We start from the raw sequence: 16,427 nt of genomic DNA, 5'->3' as shown, positions 1-16,427 counted from the left end.
CTTGCCGCCGATGCACCCCATGACACCTTGCCGGGGGGTTGATGACACCTCGGTGTCATCTGGGTTCTGCATCATCACTCGCAAAGCGAGCGAAACCCGCTGCTGCCCGACCCGGAGGCCGTATTGCAACAGCAGGCGATCAATCCGTTGTTCTGACGACTTACAGGCTGAGACTCGAGTCTCAGCGCGCCGCTACCAGGCCGTATTCGACCAGCAGCTGCTGGATGCGTTCGATCACTTGCTCGATGTCGAGATCCGTCGTATCGAGGATCACGCCGTCGTCTGCAGGTTTGAGCGGGGCGACTGCCCGGCCCATATCACGCGCATCGCGCGCCTGTATTTCTGTCAAAAGGCTCGAAATATTAGCATCGACACCCGCTTCCTGCAACTGGGCATGACGACGACGCGCACGTTCCTCGGCGCTTGCCGTCAGGAAGATCTTGAGCGGCGCACCGGTGAAGACCACCGTGCCCATGTCGCGACCATCGGCCACCAGGCCCGGCGCACGCGCAAAGGCACGCTGGCGCGCCAGCAGTGCAGTCCGCACGCGCGGCTGGGCCGCGATGATGGAGGCATTGTTGCCGACCGACTCGAGACGGATGTCACGGGTGACGTCCTCGCCTTCCAGAATCACGCTGGTGGCATCGCCTTCGGCATCGAACTGCACATCGAGGTGCTCGGCGATGGTCGCCACGGCATCCTCGTCTTCCAGCGCTACGCCATGGCGCTCGGCGGCCAGCGCCGTCAGGCGATACAGCGCACCGGAGTCCAGCAGATGCCAGCCCAGGCTCGCCGCGACCAGACGGCTGATGGTACCCTTGCCTGCCCCGCCGGGGCCATCAAGGGTCAACACCGGCGCGTCGCAGATCTGGCTGTGATGAGGTGTCGCTTCCCCGCTCATGAAGCCTCCTGGCCGGGTGCCACGGCACCGAGATTCTCGACCTGCATGCCGACTTCAGCGGCCAGCGCCACGAAGTTCGGGAAGGAGGTCGCGACATTGGCGCAGTCATCGATCAGGATCTCGCCCTGGGCGCGCAGCGCCGCGACACTGAAGGCCATCGCGATGCGGTGATCGCCGTGGCTGTCGACCAGGCCGCCGCCGTAGGCGCCGCCGCGGATGTCGATACCGTCCGCGACCACTTCGTGCTCGACGCCGATCTGCGCCAGACCGTCCGCCATCACCTGGATGCGATCGGATTCCTTGACGCGCAGTTCCTCGGCGCCACGCAGACGGGTCATGCCCTCGGCGTTGGCGGCGGCGATGAACAGTGCCGGGAATTCGTCGATGGCCAGCGGTACCTGGTCTTCCGGAATGTCGATGCCCTTGAGCGGCGCATAACGGATGTGCAGGTCTGCCACCGGCTCGCCGCCGACTTCGCGCTCATTGGTGACGCTCAGGTCGGCACCCATCGCCTTGAGGATGTTGATCACGCCGATGCGCGTCGGGTTGATGCCGACGTGCTCCAGCACCAGATCGGAGCCCGGCGTGATGGCCGCGGCGACCAGGAAGAAGGTCGCGGAGGAGATGTCGGCCGGTACATCGATCGGGCAGGCTTCGAGGCTGCCACCACCGTTCAGCCACGCCTCGGCGCCCTGACGCTCGACCTTGTAGCCGAAGCCATTGAGCATGCGCTCGGTGTGGTCACGCGTCGGCGCCGGCTCGATGGCACGCGTCTCGCCTTCGGCGTAGAGACCGGCCAGCAGCAGGCACGACTTGACCTGTGCGGACGCCATCGGCATCTCGTAACGGATGCCCTTGAGCGGCTGACCACCGTGGATACGCAGCGGCGGACGGCCGTTGTCGGCGGTATCGATCACCGCGCCCATCTCGCGCAGCGGATTGGCGACGCGGTCCATCGGACGCTTGGTCAGCGAGGCATCACCGGTCAGCTCGGTGTCGAAGGCCTGACCGGCCAGCAGACCGGCGAACAGGCGCATCGCGGTGCCGGAGTTGCCGACATACAGCGGGCCCGGCGGCTGCTTCAGGCCATTGAGACCCACACCGTGAATGGTGACACGCCCCTGATGCGGGCCTTCGATGACCACCCCCATGTCGCGGAAGGCCTGCAGCGTGGCCAGGCTGTCTTCCCCTTCCAGGAAGCCTTCGACTTCGGTCACGCCGGTCGCCAAGGCGCCCAGCATGATGGAGCGATGCGACATGGACTTGTCGCCCGGCACACGAATGCGCCCCTGAACCTGCCCACCCGGCAGTGCACGGTACCGCACGTTCTGCTGTTCCATGGTCTGATAACTCGTCTGTTTCAAGAGGGTATTGAAGTAGTGTCGGGCGTGGCTTGCGCGGGTGAATATCCCCAGCATCGCCTCACCATCGCCCGCGGTCACGGCAGCGCGCACCCGCGCTACCCCGGCCTCGAATTCATCCAACGCCTCCAGCACCGCATCACGGTTGGCCAGATAGACGTCGCGCCACATCACCGGGTCACTGCCCGCGATGCGCGTAAAATCACGGAAACCGCCCGCCGCGTAGCGGAAGATCTCCAACCGCTCATCCTGGCGCGCCAGGCTGTCGACCAGCGAGAACGCCAGCAGGTGCGGCAGGTGGCTGGTGCGCGCCAGCACTTCGTCGTGGCGCGCCACGCTCATGCTCAGAAGCTGGGCACCACATACCGACCACATGGCCGCCACGCGTGCCACGGCCTCGGCGTCGCTGTCCGGCTCCGGCGTCAGAATCACCTTGTGATCGCGATAGAGCTCGGGATTGGACGCCGCGACACCGCTCTTCTCGGACCCGGCGATCGGGTGACCGAGCACCAGATTCGGCGGCATGCGACCGAAGACGCCGAGCGCTGCATCGCGGATCGCGCCCTTGGTGCTGCCGACATCGGTGATGACGGCATCATCCTCCAGCAACGGCGCCAGCTCGACCATCACGCTCTGCATCGCCATCACCGGCACGCACAGCACGATCAGTGAGGCGCCCGGCACCAGCGCCGCCAGTTGCGTGCTGCCACCGTCGATCAGCCCCATGCGCTGACCGAGGCAGATCTCGTTGGAGTCACGATCACAGGCGAGAATCTCGCCGCGATGGCCCGCCGCGCGCAATGCCGCGGCCAGCGAGCCACCGATCAAGCCCAGCCCGACCAGCAGGATACGCCGCTCGCCGGCCAGACGCTCGGCTGACGGCAGCGAGGACAGCAGGTCTGACGGCGCCACATGGCGCGTGTGGTCAACCTTGCTCACAGCACACCGACCGGGTAGGACCCGAGCACCTTGACGTCCGCCGCGCACTGGCGCAGCTCTTCCAGCGTCGCCGTGATGAGCGGGTCATCGCGGTGGCCACGGAAGTCGATGAAGAAGACATAGTTCCAGGCACCGGAACGTGACGGACGCGTCTCGACGCGGGTCAGGTCGATCTGGTGACGGTGGAACGGCGCCAGCAGGTCGTGCAGTGCCCCCGGCTGGTTGCGCATCGCCACCACGATGGAGGTCTTGTCATCGCCGGACGCCGGCACCGAGCTGTCACCGATGATCAGGAAGCGCGTGGAGTTGTCGGGGCTGTCCTCGATCTTCTCCTCGACCTTCTCCAGCTCATAGAGCTTGGCCGCCATGTCACCGGCAATCGCCGCACTGTGCCACTCGGTGCGCACCTGACGCGCAGCCTCGGCATTCGAGGACACCGCGATGCGCTCGGCGTGCGGGAAGTGGGCATCCAGCCACTTGCGGCACTGGGCCAGCGACTGGGCGTGGGAATAGATGCGCGAGATCTTCTCGCGACGCGTGTTCGGGCCCACCAGCAGGTGATGGTGAATGCGCAGCACCACTTCGCCGGAGATCTTGAGCTGCGAGCCCATGAACGAATCCAGCGTGTGGTTGATGACGCCCTCGGTGGAGTTCTCCACAGGCACCACACCATACTGCACCGCGCCGGCCTCGACTTCGCGGAACACCTCGTCGATGGCCGCCATCGGCTTGGTCACCGCGCTGTCACCGAAGTGCTTGAGCGCGGCCTGCTGGGTGAAGGTACCTTCCGGACCGAGATAGGCCAGGCGGATCGGCTGTTCCAGCGCCAGACAGGCGGACATGATCTCGCGGAACAGACGCGCCATCTCCTCGCCTTTCAGCGGGCCGGGGTTGTTGGCCATGATGCGGCGCAATACCTGGGCTTCGCGCTCCGGGCGGTAGAACTGCACCTGGCCGTCCTCGCCCACGTCACCGGCCGCCAGCTTGACCTCGGCAACCTGCTGCGCGCAGCCCGCGCGCTCGCTGATCAGGTTCAGCAGCTCGTTGTCGATGGCATCGATGCGGTGACGCAGGTCGTCCAGCGTCACCGCCTTGCCCGCCGCCTGCGGCGCAGGGCTTTCCTTGGAATCCGACATCTCACCTCCTCCCTTAGCCGTGACGGCGCGCGAAGTCGCCCATGAAGTCCACCAGCGCAGTGACGGCAGCTTCCGGCACGGCGTTGTAGAGGCTGGCACGCATGCCACCGACGCTGCGGTGACCGGCCAGATTCAGGAGACCCGCCGCTTCGGACTCGGCAAGGAAGGTCTTGTCGAGACGATCATCGGCCAGCACGAACGGCACGTTCATGCGTGAGCGGTTCTCGGCGACGATCGGGTTGGAATAGAAGTCGCTGCCATCGATGGCCGCGTAGAGCGCCTGCGCCTTGCGATCATTGATCGCGTTCATGGCGGCGAGGCCACCGACTTCATCCTTGAGCCACTCGAACACCAGTCCGGAGAGATACCAGGCGTAGGTCGGCGGCGTATTGAACATGGAATTGGCCTCGGCGGCCGTCTTCCAGTTCAACATGGTCGGGCAGTCCTTGCGGGCACGATCGAGCAGATCTTCGCGCACGATGACCAGCGTCAGACCCGCCGGACCGATGTTCTTCTGGGCGCCGGCATAGATGACGCCGAAACGGCTGACATCCAGCGGGCCAGACAGGATGGAAGACGACATGTCACACACCAGCGGCACGCCATCCGCTGCCACCTCGGGGATATAGTCGAACTCGAGGCCACCGATGGTCTCGTTGGCGGTGTAGTGCAGATAGCCCACATCACCCGAGAGCTGGATCGCGTTCTGGCGCGGCACGGCAATCAGGCCATTGCTCTCGCTGGAGGCTGCCACGTGGCTGCCCACCGCCAGATGCTCGGCTTCCTTGATCGCCTTCTTGCCCCAGATACCGGTATACAGATAGTTGGCGCTGCCACCCTCGCCCAGCAGGTTCAGCGGCACACCCGCAAACTGGGTCGAGGCGCCACCCTGCATGAACAACACGCGATAGTTGGACGGAATCTCGAGCAGTTCGCGCAGGTCCGCCTCGGCCTTCTCGGCGATGGCCACGAATTCGTCGGAGCGATGACTCATCTCCATGACGGACAGTCCGCGGCCCTGATAATCCAGCATCTCGGCGCGAGCGCGCTCCAGGACAGCGGTCGGCAGTGCAGCAGGACCGGCGCAGAAGTTGAACTTGCGTGTCATGTCGTCTTATTTCCCGAAAGTGAAGCGACCGCCCCGAAGGCGGTCGCAATCCAGCGTCTTATTCCGCGTCTGTCGGCGGGGTATCCGTCGACTCGGCGTCATCTCCCGCCTGCACCTGTTCATCGGTGCTCAGCGCCTCTTCATCCAGCTCATCCTTTACCACGACGACCTCTTCCGGCTCGTCGACACGCACCGTCGTCACCAGACGCTCCTCTTCCGCGGTGCGGATCAAGGTCACGCCCTGGGTGTTGCGCGAGGTGGTGGACACCTCGGCGACGCGGGTACGTACAAGGGTGCCGCGGTCGGTGATCAGCATCAGTTCGTCGTTGTCGCTGACCTGTACCGCGCTGACCAGGTCGCCGTTGCGCTCGCTGGTCTGCATCGCGATCACGCCCTGGCCACCACGGCCACGCAGCGGGAACTCTTCCAGACGCGTGCGCTTGCCGAAGCCATTGGCGGACGCGGTCAGGATGTAGCACTGCGGCACCTCACCGCTGGCGACGCTGTCTTCCGTCGCGCCTTCGGTGGCTGCCACATCAGCGCTCTCGACGCCTTGCGCCGTCGCGTCCGCAGCGTCATCAACCTCGATCTCGTTGTCATCGATCGCGGTGGTGCGCGGAATGATCAGGCTGATGACCTGTGCATCGTCGAGCAGACGCATGCCGCGTACACCACGGGCGGTACGGCCCATCACGCGCACGTTCTGCTCTTCGAAGCGGATCGCCTTGCCGTTGGAGGACACCAGCATGACGTGGTCGGAACCGGACGTGATGTCGGCGCCGATCAGGCGGTCGCCTTCCTCGATGTCCAGCGCGATCAGGCCGACACTGCGCGGACGCGAGAACTGGCTCAGCGCGGTGCGCTTGACCGTGCCGTTGGCGGTGGCGAAGAAGATGTAGCTGTCGGCGGCATAATCGCGCACCGGCAGGATGGTGGTGACCCATTCGCCGTCGTCCAGCGGTATCAGGTTGACCAGCGGCTTGCCACGCGAGCCACGTGACGCCTGCGGCATCTCGTAGACCTTGAGCCAGTACACCTTGCCCTTGTTGGAGAACAGCAGCACGGTGTCATGGGTCGAGGCGACCAGCAGGTGCTCGATGACATCCTCGTCCTTCATCGAGGTGGCGGACTTGCCGCGACCTCCACGCTTCTGGGCCTGGTAGTCAGACAGCGGCTGGGTCTTGGCATAGCCGCTGCGCGAGACCGTCACCACCATGTCTTCCTCGTTGATGAGGTCTTCGATGGTCAGGTCACGACGGCTGGTCATGATCTCGGTGCGGCGCTCATCGGCGTATTGGGCACGCACTTCGCGCAGCTCTTCGCGGATGACTTCCATCAGGCGGTCGGCAGAGGACAGGATCTCCATCAGCTCGGCGATGCGCTCGAGGATGGAGGAGTACTCGGCCAGCAGTTTCTCGGTCTCGAGACCGGTCAGGCGATGCAGACGCAGCTCGAGGATGGCCTGAGCCTGGGCCGGCGACAGACGGTAGTGCCTGGCGTCTTCAGACAGCCCCAGACCTTCCGGCAGGTCTTCCGGACGGCAGGACGTGGCACCGGCGCGCTCGAGCATCTCGACCACCTGACCCGGCTGCCATTCACGACCGATCAGCTTTTCCTTGGCTTCCGCCGCGCTCGGCGAGCCCTTGATCAGCTCGATCACCTCATCGATGTTCGAGATCGCCACCGCCAGACCTTCAAGAATATGGCCACGCTCACGCGCCTTCTTGAGTTCGAACAGGGTACGACGAGTGACGACTTCGCGACGGTGGCGCACGAAGGACTCCAGAATCTGCTTGAGATTCAGGATCTTCGGCTGACCTTCGTGCAGCGCGACCATATTGATGCCGAACACGGTCTCGAGCTGGGTCTGGGAGAAGAGGTTGTTGACGACCACTTCACCGGACTCGCCACGCTTGGTCTCGATGACCACGCGCAGACCGTCCTTGTCGGACTCGTCACGCAGTTCGGCGATGCCCTCGATCTTCTTGTCCTTGACCAGCTCGGCGATCTTCTCGATCAGGCGCGCCTTGTTCACCTGGTAGGGAAGCTCGGTGATGATGATGTGATCACGGCCGTTCTTGTCGTTGTGCTCGATGGTATGCACGGCACGCACGTAGATACGACCACGACCGGTGCGGTAGGCATCGAGGATGCCGGCACGGCCGTTGATGATACCGGCAGTCGGGAAGTCCGGCCCCGGAATGAATTCCATCAGCTCATCGACGGTCAGATCGCCGTTGTCGATCAGCGCCAGACAGCCATCGATGACCTCGCCCATGTTGTGGGGCGGGATGTTGGTGGCCATGCCCACGGCGATACCGGAGGAGCCATTGACCAGCAGGTTCGGGGTCTTGGTCGGCAGCACGCCAGGGATGCGCTCGGTGCCGTCATAGTTGTCGACCCAATCGACGGTGTCCTTCTCGAGGTCGGCCAGCAGCTCGTGCGCCAGGCGCGCCATGCGCACCTCGGTGTAACGCATCGCCGCGGCGCTGTCGCCATCGATGGAACCGAAGTTGCCCTGACCATCCACCAGCACATAACGCATGGAGAAGTGCTGGGCCATGCGGACGATGGTGTCGTAGACCGCACTGTCACCGTGCGGGTGGTATTTACCGATCACATCGCCGACGACACGGGCAGATTTCTTGTAGGCCTTGTTCCAGTCATTGTTCAGCTCGTGCATCGCGAACAATACGCGACGGTGAACCGGTTTGAGGCCATCGCGAACATCCGGCAAGGCACGCCCGATGATGACGCTCATCGCGTAATCGAGATACGACTGCTTGAGCTCGTCCTCGATGTTGACTGGCAGTATCTCTCTGGCGATCTCACCCATGATTCGTCAAATCCTTGAACTCAACTGTTGGCGCCACTGCAGCAACGACGCATGCTCCGTCGGTACTGCAGCGCGGCAGTGACGTGAAGCGGACACGGGGTGCCAGCTCCGCGGCACCGAAGTGGCGGCATTATATCACTTGCGAGCGCGCCTAGCAGCTCACACGACGCCGCAAGGACACCTCAGTACGGTAGTACGGCCGTCAATGTGCACGGCCTGCTGGCTCATGCCTCGCCGCTGAGAGCGATCAGGCCGTTTCTTCACTCACCAACGCGCCCAGCAGCGAGCCGATCTCGCCATCCAGCGGCATGGCGCGACCGGTGTCGGTATTCATCAGCACGAAGGTGAAATCCGCTCTGGAGACCAGCGCTCCGGAACGCGGATGCACCTCGCCCATGCGCCGCTCACCCAGATGGATCTCCTGGCGCATGATCATCTTGCGACGCCCGAGTTCGGCCAGCCGCGTGGTGATGATCAGCTCATCGTGCACGGTGGCGGGATAGTGCCAGTCCAGGTTGAGGTTGACCGCCACCATCGCGATGCCTTCTCGCTTGAGCGCGGCCAGATCGAGGTGCGCGAGCATGAACTCCCAGCGCCCTTCCTCATAGAACTCCAGATAGCGGGCATTGTTGACGTGCCCATAGCCATCAAGATGGTAGCCACGCACTGTCAGGGCCGTGCGACTGACGACGCCTGCGTGACTGCCGTTCGCTGTCTGCGGTGAATTGCTGTCGTGTTGCATCCCTGCCTCCCGTCCATGAAACGATCGCGCCGTATGGCCGTCGTCAGCTGATCTTATGCCGGTGACGGACAGAAAAACAAACGCTTGGCTGAAAATCGCGACTGCCGCCACCCGAGCGTCGGACAGAGGTCGGAGAGAAATGGAACAGAGGAAAATGCCTGCCAGAGCCTTCTCCTCACCTCCACGCACAGGCGCCATACCGTCGACCACTCCAGCCTCCCTATTCCCCTTCCCCGAACCACCGGATCACCACCGCGAGACCCACGGCGGATGACCCGCCGCATGAGTTTCGCCATAATATGCGCCATTCAGACGGGCTGCCCCCGTTCACCGGACTCAAGGACTGGTCGCATGTGGTTCAAGAACCTGCAATTGTATCGCCTGCACGATAGCGCACCGCTGGAAGAGGGTCGTCTCGCCGACGCCCTGCCGGAGCACGTCTTCCGCCCGGTCACCGGCGTCGAAGCCAAGCGTATCGGCTGGGTGGCACCAGCAGGTCGCAACAGCGACCTGCTGGTGCACGAGATTCAGGGCCATTTCCTGATCAGCGCGCTGCGCCAGGAGCGCGTACTGCCCTCCGCCGTGGTCAAGGAAGAACTCGAGGAGCGCGTGGCCGAGCGCGAGACCGCCGAAGGCCGTCCGCTGCGTCGCCGCGAGAAGCTGACCCTCAAGGAGCAGATCTACGAGGAGCTGCTGCCGCGCGCCTTCACCCGCTCCTCGCGCACCGACCTGTGGTGGGACAGCCGTCGCGGCCTGATCGCCGTCAACGCCTCGAATGCCAAGCGCGCCGAGGAAGTGCTGGACCTGCTGCGCCAGACGCTCGGCACGCTCAAGGTCACGCCGCTGGCCGTCGCGCAGCTGCCTTCCCAGGTGATGACCACCTGGCTGAAGGATGTCAGCTCGCGCCCGGAAGACCTGATCGTCGGTGATCAGGTCGAACTCAAGGCGCCGGGCGGCGAGGATGGCGTGCTGCGTGCGCGTCAGTTCGATCTCGACGGCGAGGAAATCCAGACGGCGCTGAATCTGGGCCGCGTGGTCAGCAAGCTGGCGCTGGAAGTCGATGGTCGCGTCGCGCTGGTGCTCGGTGAGGACATGGCGCTCAAGAGCCTCAAGTTCGCCGATGCCGTGGTCGATGAAGCCAATGCCCAGGATGATGGCGAAGACCCCATCCTGCGCCTGGAGACCGACTTCGCGCTGATGGCCCAGGTGCTGTCCGGCGTGATCGAGCAGATGACCGCCTGGTTGGGTGGTGAAGCCCAGCCCGCCAGTTGAGCCTTCGGCCCGCAGCCGACTTTCTCTTTTCTCAGAATGACAAACCCGGATGACGTGCGTCGATGACTGACACTGCAACACCCAAGCCTGCCACGACCAGCGAACAGGACCCGTTCGTCGATATTCGCCCTTACCACGACGACGAGGTAGCGGAGGTGCTGGTACGCCTGGAGCAGGACCGCGAGCTGCTCGACACCCTGACTCGCTTCCGCCTGCCGGGCCTGACCCAGCGTTTCCCGTGGCTGGCACGCCAGATCGCGCGCCTGGCCATCAAGCGCGAGATGATTGGCGTCAAGGATGTTGCCAGTTTCCAGAGCCGCATCGCCGTCTACATGGCGCGCATGATCCACACCACCACTACCAGCTTCGAGACGGTGGGGCTGGAGCGCCTGTCGCCGGATACGCCGTATCTGTTCCTGTCCAACCATCGCGACATCTCGCTGGACCCGGCCTTCGTCAACTACGCCCTCTATCGTCACGGGCGTGACACGGTACGCATCGCCATCGGTGACAACCTGCTGCAGAAGCCCTTCGTCACCGACCTGATGCGCCTCAACAAGAGCTTCATCGTGCCGCGCTCCGCCAAGGGCAAGCGTGCGATGCTGGCCGCCTACCAGTCGCTGTCGGGCTATATCCGTCACTCACTGATCCACGACCAGCACTCCATCTGGCTGGCCCAGCGTGAAGGGCGCGCCAAGGATGGACGAGACGGCACCGAAAGCGCCATCATCAAGATGTTGACCATGGCCGCGCGCACCGCCGACAAGACACGTCCATTCAGCGAGGCGGTCAGCGAGCTCAACATCGTGCCGGTATCGATCAGCTACGAGTTCGACCCCTGTGATCTGCAGAAGGCGCGTGAGCTGGCAGCCGTCGCCAATGAAGGGCGTTACGAGAAGGTGCAGTACGAGGACATCAAGTCCATCGCTGCCGGTATCAGCGGCCACAAGGGGCGCGTCAAGCTGGTATTCGGCGAGCCGCTCAAGGGCGACTTCGAGACCCCGGAAGACGTGGTGAAGGAAGTCGACCGTCAGGTGCTGGCCTACTACACCCTCTACCCGAGCCATCAGCTGGCGCTCGAGAAGCTGGCCGCCAGCCGCCAGCAGCTGCGTGAGGAGCCGCGCCTGGCCTCGGCACTGGATGTCTCCGCCATCAGCGGTGCCGAGCGCGCCACCTTCGAGAACCGCCTCGCAGAGGTACCCGCAGAGCTCAAGGACTGGTGGCTGGTGCAATACGCCAACCCGATCCTCAATCGCGAAGGGCTTTCGATCGACCTCGATGAGAAGCTCGATGCCGCCGAGGCGACGGACGGCGAGAAGGTCGCGCAGTAAGCCAGCACTGCGGAGCAAGACACTTGAGTCTTGTACCTGTCACGAAAAAGCCACCGTCAATCGACGGTGGCTTTTTCGTGGGCCGCTACTTGCGCCAGAAGCTGGGCGAGAACAGCACCAGCACGGTCAATATCTCGAGACGCCCCATCAGCATGCCGAGGCACAGCAACCACTTGGCGCTGTCCGGCAGGCTCGAGAAGTTGCCCGCCGGGCCGATGATCTCGCCCAGCCCCGGGCCGACGTTGGTGACGGCCGTGGCGGCGCCGGTCACCGCAGTGATCAGGTCCAGCCCGATGAACGACAGCGCCAGCGCCAGGCCACCGATGGTGATGAAGAAGAAGAACGAGAAGGCGATCACGGCGCGCACCACCTCATCGGGCAGCGCGCGACCGTTGTAGCGCTGCGAGAAGACGCCATTGGCATGGATCAGCGAGCGCAGATGGTTTCCGAGCATGATCAGCCCGATCTGCAGGCGGAAGATCTTCATGCCGCCGCTGGTCGAGCCGCTGCAACCACCGACGAAGGTCAGATAGAAGAAGGCCACCACCGCAAAGGGCCCCCAGGCACTGTAGTCGTCGCTGGCGTAGCCGGTGGTGGTCACCACCGAGATGACATTGAAGGTCACCTGGGTCAGCGCCGTGAAGATGGCCTCGCCATTGACGACGCGATATAGCGTCAGCAAGGCGATCACCCACCCCAGCAGACGCAGGAAGCCGCGCACCTGGGCATCACGCCACAGGACGCCGGCCTGGTCCTGCCAGGCGCGGATGAACAGCACGAAGGGCAGCGCCCCCAGCAACATGAACGCCGACGCCATCCACAGCAGATAGGGCCGATCGGAATAGATACCCATCGAGCTGTCGTAATTGGAGAAGCCGCCGGTGGCCAGCGACGTCATGCCATGCACCAGCGCATCCAGCCAGTGCATGCCACCGAGCCAGTAACAGACGATGGCCAGCAACGTCAGCCCGACATAGACCAGCCCGATGGCCTTGGCCACGCCACCGGCACGCGGCAGCACCTTGTCGGACCAGTCCGAGGATTCGGTCTGGAACAGGCGCATGCCGCCGACCTTCAGAAACGGCAGGATCGCGATCGCCATCACGATGATGCCGATGCCGCCGACCCACTGCATCAGGCCGCGCCACAGCTTGAGACCATCCGAGAGCCCTTCGATGTCAGACAGCACGGTGGAGCCGGTGGTGGTGATCGCCGACACCGACTCGAACACGGCATCGGTCACGCCCAGGTGGGTGGCACCGAAGATCAAGGGCAGGCTCGAGTAGGCCGACACCAGCACCCAGCTCAGCGTCGTCAGCACGAACATTGCACGCGGCTTGAGCTGCAGCTCCACCTTGCGCGATACCGTCAGCATGATGGCCGCCGAGCCGAGCGTGATGCCCAGCGAGATCAGAAAGGCACTGGCATCCGCATCCGCTTCACCAAGCAGCACCAGCAAGGGCGCCAGCATCATCAAGGCCACCACGCACAGCAGCAGGCCGAGCACCCGGACGACCGGCAACCACTCCGAGAGCGAAAGAAGGCGAACCAGCGCCTGCGAGTGCGCTCGGGTCGCCTGCCCTGCGCGCGCCCGTCTGCGCCGCCGTTTCGGCAAGCCAGCCTTCATGCCACCGACCTGTTGATGACAGTCATCATTGTGCGTCCTCAGCGTTCTTGCCCATGACGCCTCGGGCGCCAGTTTCAGTGCGGCGATACCCTACACCCTCTTCCGCCGCTGTCCAGCGCCGCCACAGCGGTGACCAACTGCACGGCCCCCACCCCCGTTACCTCACGCCAGGCGCCTTGTGCCGCCCTGCAAGCTGCTATCCTGCCAACGACACGCGTAGCCACGCCGCCTGCTCAGTGCCAACACACCTGAGTCCGGTTGGGCTGCCCAACCCCTGTGCGGTACACTGAGGCCCCAATATGGCAACGATGCGTTCACGGACAAGAACCTCATGCGTCTGACTGATTGGCGAGCCTGGCAGGCGAGTGCGACCCGCACCGCCCACGACAGCCGCGTAGATATCACCCCTTCCCCGCGTGCCGAGCAAGTCCCGGCCATGCAGCGTCGTCGACTCAGCCCGGTCGGCCAGGCCTGCTGCAAGCTGCTGTTCGCGCTCGACCCTGACGCCGACCTGCCCATCATCCATGCCTCGCGCCATGGCGATACCGGCAAGATTCTCGCCCTGCTGGATGCCGCCACCCAGTCCGACGAAGCCCTGTCACCGGCGCGCTTCTCGCTCTCGGTGCACAACGCCGTACTGGGCATGTACTCGATCACCGGCAAGTCCCATCAGCCGCTGGAAGCCCTCGCCGCCTGCGGCAACGAATTCGAGGCGCTGATGAGCGAGGCGCTCGGCTATCTGAGCGAGCGCGAGGATGTCATCGTGCTGTTCTCCGATATTGCCGCGCCAGAGGCCTTTCTGCACCACGGTGACTACCCGGCGTGCGCCAGCGCCGTCGCCCTGCGTCTGAGCCGCCGCAGTGACGATGACAGCGCATGGACGTTGAGCGCCACGCCTGGCGAATCGTTGACGGACAGCGCCCCGACGCCGCTCGAGGTCATTGCCTGGCTCGAGCAGGCCGGGGCCGAGACGCTCGCCTGTCGCCGCCATCACTGGCAGCTGAGCCGCGCTCACGCCGCCTCACCGACGCCGCCAGCAGACTGATGCCTCGCATGCTGTCGTCCCCCCTCGGACGCCTGTGGCGTGGCATCGCCACGGCCTTCAGCTTCCTGACCTTCGGGCTGGGCGGCTTGCTGGTGGGGGGAATGTGGCCACTGCTGACACTGGTGGTACGTCGCCCCGAGAAACGACAGAAGCTCGCGCGCAGCATCATCCATCACTGCATGCGCGGCTTCGTGGGTCTGATGCGCGGCCTGGGCGTGCTCGACTATCGCCTGCACGACTGCGAGCGCCTGCAGCGTCCGGGCCTGCTGGTGCTGGCCAATCACCCGACACTGATCGACGTGGTCTTCCTGCTCGCGCTGATTCCCCACGCCGACTGCGTGGTCAAGGGGCGGCTGGCGCGCAACCCCTTCACCCGTGGCCCCATCCGCGCCGCGGGCTACATCACCAATGAAGAGCCGCAGGGCGTGCTCGAGGCCGCCGGCGCGAGCCTGGCGCGCGGCAATGCCTTGATCCTGTTTCCGGAGGGCACACGCAGCGTGCCCGGGCGGGCGCTGAAATTCCGCCGCGGCGCCGCCAACATCGCGCTGCGCACGCCAAGCGAGATCACCCCCGTGCTGATCGACTGCCAGCCCAGCACCCTGACCAAGGGCGAGCCCTGGTATCACATCCCGGCCCGACGGGTGATGCTCAACATCAAGGTGCTGCCTGACATGACGGCGCATGTCGCACCGCCATCGGCAGCCGAGGATGAGATACCGCTATCACGCGATGCCCGCCAGCTGACGCGCCGCCTGGCCAGCGACTTTGCCGCTGAACTGGCCGCCTTCCAGCAACGGATTCGCGAGTCATGACAGCGCTCTGCTCCGTACTGCCCTGATCTTGATGTTGATCAGATAGCGAGAAAAAAGTGATTAAGATATTCGGCCTTCCCGCCGTTAATAAAGCCTGCTGCCATTCATACCGGCCATTATCGGTACGCCGACACGAGGAATACTCATGAGCGATAGCGCCAAGCTGGAACTGGAACTCAAGCAACTGATCATCGACACCCTGGAGCTTGAGGACATCACGCCGGACGACATCGTCGCCGATGAGCCGCTGTTCGTGGACGGCCTGGGTCTGGATTCGATTGACGCCCTGGAGCTCGGTCTCGCGCTGCAGAAGCAGTACGGCATCACGCTGGACGCCGAAGCCGAGGACACCCGCGCGCATTTCGCCAGCCTCAATGCCCTGCGTGAACTCGTGGAGGCCCGTCGTGAGCGCTGAGCAACAGACCGCGTCCCGCGAAGAGATCTACGCCCATGTGCGCAGCACCCTGATCGAGCTGTTCGAGATCGATGCCGCTGACATCCACCCCGAGGCACTGCTCTACGAAGACCTCGACATCGACAGCATCGATGCGGTGGACCTGGTGGTCGAACTCAAGAAGTTCACCGGCCGCCGCATCGAAGCCAATGACTTCAAGAGCGTTCGCAGCCTCGATGATGTCGTGACCGCCGTCGAGCAGCTGATGCAGCGCCAGGCATGACATCACTGTCCTCTGGTCGAAGGCGGCGCCCATCACTGCCAAGGCTTCTGCTTGGTGGGCTGGGCGTGGTGGCCGCCGTATGCTGGCCGCTGCTGGTCTATGCCCTGCTCTCGCGGCTGACGGCAGACCCGACGGGCGACGCGACCAGCGGACATGTCTCGCCCTGGGTGTGGGCGCTGATCGCGCTGGGCGCCCTGCTGATCCAGCGTCTGCCCCTGCCGTGGTTCCCGTGCCTGACGCTGGCCGCGCTGCTGGTCGCCATCAGCCTGCTCAGCGAGGCGGAACTGGGGCTGCGCGCCTATCCGGTGCTGGTCAATCTGGCCATGCTCAGCGTGTTCGCCACCAGTCTGTGGCGTGGCATGCCGATCATCGAGCGCCTGGCACGTCTCAAGGAGCCTGATCTGCCCGCCGCAGGCGTGCGTTATACCCGCAAGGTCACCCGAGTGTGGTGCGGCTTCCTCGTCTTCAATGCCAGTGTTGCCGCGGCCACGGCGCTGTATGCCGACCTCGCGACCTGGACGCTCTACAACGGCCTGTTGAGCTACGTGCTGATGGGGCTGCTGTTCTGTGGCGAATGGCTGGTACGCCGTCGCCTGCGCCACGCCGATGGCTGAACCTGGTCCTCGATGAGCTTGGCTAT

The 16,427-nt window shown here is 64.4% G+C and carries 14 protein-coding genes; 7 read left to right on the top strand and 7 right to left on the bottom strand.

Annotation, left to right across the window (positions count from 1 at the left end):
- Positions 1-181: 181 nt before the first annotated feature.
- The 6 genes from cmk to MKZ40_RS01820 form a co-directional block, all read right to left on the bottom strand.
- On the bottom strand, positions 182-901 hold the full coding sequence (cmk, locus tag MKZ40_RS01845) for a (d)CMP kinase (RefSeq protein ID WP_175088477.1): 720 nt from the start codon (positions 899-901) through the stop codon (positions 182-184).
- On the bottom strand, positions 898-3,129 hold the full coding sequence (locus tag MKZ40_RS01840) for a bifunctional prephenate dehydrogenase/3-phosphoshikimate 1-carboxyvinyltransferase (protein WP_175088661.1): 2,232 nt from the start codon (positions 3,127-3,129) through the stop codon (positions 898-900). Before MKZ40_RS01840 ends, cmk begins: the two co-directional genes overlap by 4 nt.
- Positions 3,130-3,197: 68 nt before the next feature.
- The gene (gene pheA, locus MKZ40_RS01835) at positions 3,198-4,337 is read right to left on the bottom strand and encodes a prephenate dehydratase (RefSeq protein ID WP_175088476.1); all 1,140 of its coding nucleotides are present in this window, start codon (positions 4,335-4,337) and stop codon (positions 3,198-3,200) included.
- 13 nt (positions 4,338-4,350) lie between these two features.
- The gene (serC, locus tag MKZ40_RS01830; RefSeq protein WP_175088475.1) at positions 4,351-5,445 is read right to left on the bottom strand and encodes a 3-phosphoserine/phosphohydroxythreonine transaminase; all 1,095 of its coding nucleotides are present in this window, start codon (positions 5,443-5,445) and stop codon (positions 4,351-4,353) included.
- A gap of 58 nt (positions 5,446-5,503) precedes the next feature.
- Positions 5,504-8,281, bottom strand: coding sequence for a DNA gyrase subunit A (gene gyrA, locus MKZ40_RS01825; protein WP_175088474.1), 2,778 nt, complete (start codon positions 8,279-8,281; stop codon positions 5,504-5,506).
- A 247-nt stretch (positions 8,282-8,528) separates the two neighbouring features.
- On the bottom strand, positions 8,529-9,023 hold the full coding sequence (locus MKZ40_RS01820; protein ID WP_175088473.1) for a thioesterase family protein: 495 nt from the start codon (positions 9,021-9,023) through the stop codon (positions 8,529-8,531).
- A 351-nt stretch (positions 9,024-9,374) separates the two neighbouring features.
- Here MKZ40_RS01820 and MKZ40_RS01815 point away from each other — a divergent pair, with 351 nt between their 5' ends.
- Positions 9,375-10,295 (top strand): recombination-associated protein RdgC, encoded by a 921-nt coding sequence (locus tag MKZ40_RS01815; RefSeq protein ID WP_175088472.1) that lies wholly within the window; start codon positions 9,375-9,377, stop codon positions 10,293-10,295.
- Positions 10,296-10,357: 62 nt separating this feature from the next.
- On the top strand, positions 10,358-11,626 hold the full coding sequence (locus MKZ40_RS01810) for a 1-acyl-sn-glycerol-3-phosphate acyltransferase (protein ID WP_175088471.1): 1,269 nt from the start codon (positions 10,358-10,360) through the stop codon (positions 11,624-11,626).
- An 85-nt stretch (positions 11,627-11,711) separates the two neighbouring features.
- On the opposite strand, the gene MKZ40_RS01805 is transcribed toward MKZ40_RS01810, so the two are convergent.
- Entirely contained in the window at positions 11,712-13,253 is a 1,542-nt protein-coding gene (locus MKZ40_RS01805; protein WP_175088470.1) for a TrkH family potassium uptake protein, read from the bottom strand.
- A gap of 331 nt (positions 13,254-13,584) precedes the next feature.
- Here MKZ40_RS01805 and MKZ40_RS01800 point away from each other — a divergent pair, with 331 nt between their 5' ends.
- The 5 genes from MKZ40_RS01800 to MKZ40_RS01780 all read left to right on the top strand — a co-directional run bounded on the left by MKZ40_RS01800 (position 13,585) and on the right by MKZ40_RS01780 (position 16,401).
- On the top strand, positions 13,585-14,298 hold the full coding sequence (locus MKZ40_RS01800; RefSeq protein ID WP_052384260.1) for a beta-ketoacyl synthase chain length factor: 714 nt from the start codon (positions 13,585-13,587) through the stop codon (positions 14,296-14,298).
- 8 nt (positions 14,299-14,306) lie between these two features.
- Positions 14,307-15,110, top strand: coding sequence for a lysophospholipid acyltransferase family protein (locus MKZ40_RS01795; protein ID WP_175088469.1), 804 nt, complete (start codon positions 14,307-14,309; stop codon positions 15,108-15,110).
- 145 nt (positions 15,111-15,255) lie between these two features.
- Positions 15,256-15,525 carry a phosphopantetheine-binding protein gene (locus tag MKZ40_RS01790; RefSeq protein WP_043331448.1) on the top strand — a complete coding sequence of 90 codons (270 nt, stop codon included), beginning with the start codon at positions 15,256-15,258 and terminating at the stop codon, positions 15,523-15,525.
- The gene (locus MKZ40_RS01785) at positions 15,515-15,787 is read left to right on the top strand and encodes an acyl carrier protein (protein WP_043331449.1); all 273 of its coding nucleotides are present in this window, start codon (positions 15,515-15,517) and stop codon (positions 15,785-15,787) included. The genes MKZ40_RS01790 and MKZ40_RS01785 overlap by 11 nt, the downstream gene beginning before the upstream one ends.
- Before the next feature lie 65 nt (positions 15,788-15,852).
- A complete protein-coding gene (locus MKZ40_RS01780) occupies positions 15,853-16,401 on the top strand; it encodes a hypothetical protein (RefSeq protein ID WP_282627753.1) in 549 nt (182 codons plus the stop codon).
- The last annotated feature ends 26 nt before the right edge of the window (positions 16,402-16,427 follow it).

Origin of the sequence: Cobetia sp. BMC6 (assembly GCF_029991385.1) — a bacterium.
GTDB lineage: Bacteria > Pseudomonadota > Gammaproteobacteria > Pseudomonadales > Halomonadaceae > Cobetia.
Note: the sequence above shows the minus strand (reverse complement) of the source record. Positions and strands in the feature narration are given on the sequence as shown.

Bases quoted from the DNA above. Each gene is read 5' to 3' on its own strand.
- serC (WP_175088475.1), bottom strand. From the start codon at position 5,445: ATGACACGCAAGTTCAACTTCTGCGCCGGTCCTGCTGCACTGCCGACC.
- MKZ40_RS01815 (WP_175088472.1), top strand. From the start codon at position 9,375: ATGTGGTTCAAGAACCTGCAATTGTATCGCCTGCACGATAGCGCACCG.
- MKZ40_RS01800 (WP_052384260.1), top strand. From the start codon at position 13,585: ATGCGTCTGACTGATTGGCGAGCCTGGCAGGCGAGTGCGACCCGCACC.
- cmk (WP_175088477.1), bottom strand. From the start codon at position 901: ATGAGCGGGGAAGCGACACCTCATCACAGCCAGATCTGCGACGCGCCG.
- MKZ40_RS01805 (WP_175088470.1), bottom strand. From the start codon at position 13,253: ATGAAGGCTGGCTTGCCGAAACGGCGGCGCAGACGGGCGCGCGCAGGG.
- MKZ40_RS01790 (WP_043331448.1), top strand. From the start codon at position 15,256: ATGAGCGATAGCGCCAAGCTGGAACTGGAACTCAAGCAACTGATCATC.
- MKZ40_RS01820 (WP_175088473.1), bottom strand. From the start codon at position 9,023: ATGCAACACGACAGCAATTCACCGCAGACAGCGAACGGCAGTCACGCA.
- MKZ40_RS01795 (WP_175088469.1), top strand. From the start codon at position 14,307: ATGCTGTCGTCCCCCCTCGGACGCCTGTGGCGTGGCATCGCCACGGCC.
- MKZ40_RS01810 (WP_175088471.1), top strand. From the start codon at position 10,358: ATGACTGACACTGCAACACCCAAGCCTGCCACGACCAGCGAACAGGAC.
- pheA (WP_175088476.1), bottom strand. From the start codon at position 4,337: ATGTCGGATTCCAAGGAAAGCCCTGCGCCGCAGGCGGCGGGCAAGGCG.
- gyrA (WP_175088474.1), bottom strand. From the start codon at position 8,281: ATGGGTGAGATCGCCAGAGAGATACTGCCAGTCAACATCGAGGACGAG.